Below are 638 nucleotides of genomic sequence, written 5' to 3' on the forward strand. Positions count from 1 at the left end.
ACATTACTAATATCGCGGTGTATTAATCAACGGGGAGCAGGTCAACGTTCCGCCACTCCTACGCCATGCATATGCTGTACGCCGGTATTCCGCTGAAAGTGCTGCAGTCACTGATGGGGCATAAATCGGTTTCATCGACAGAGGTCTATACGAAGGTGTTTGCGCTCGATGTTGCAGCACGGCACAGGGTGCAGTTCCAGATGCCGGGTACCGAGGCGGTAGCAATGCTGAAAGGGCAGGTTTAACTTTTACAGGCTGACGCGCCGGAGGCTTGTCCAGCCCCCTCATCTGTCCAGAAGTCAGTTCTGAACAGATGAGGAGCTCGGATTAGTGTTACTGCTCTCATCCGGGCAGTAAAGGCGTTCTCTGGAAAGAATATTCAGTGGTGGATCTGCTCCAGGTCATCTTCCGTCAGGCCGGTCATTTTCATGACGGTATTACGGTCAATGCCGTTCTGCAGCATGGTGCGGGCAATTTTAAGGGTTGCTTCCCGCTCGCCTTTTTCAATTCCACGTTGCTCACCGAGCAGCAGCCCTTCAGCTCTGCCCTTCTCGATGCCCTTCTCGATGCCCTTCTCGATGCCCTTCTGCTCAAGCTGTTGTGCGATGGTCATGAGTGCGTCTCCGTGTTGCGGCACA

The 638-nt window shown here is 53.8% G+C and carries 2 pseudogenes; one reads left to right on the plus strand and one right to left on the minus strand.

The window, feature by feature from the left end:
* Positions 1-44: 44 nt before the first annotated feature.
* Positions 45-245 (plus strand): annotated as a pseudogene (locus tag AQ981_RS25405) (tyrosine-type recombinase/integrase); the annotation flags it as partial.
* Between the two features lie 134 nt (positions 246-379).
* On the opposite strand, the pseudogene AQ981_RS25410 reads toward AQ981_RS25405, so the two are convergent.
* Positions 380-638 (minus strand): annotated as a pseudogene (locus AQ981_RS25410) (ISNCY family transposase); the annotation flags it as partial.

Source organism: Entomohabitans teleogrylli, from assembly GCF_001484765.1.
GTDB lineage: Bacteria > Pseudomonadota > Gammaproteobacteria > Enterobacterales > Enterobacteriaceae > Entomohabitans > Entomohabitans teleogrylli.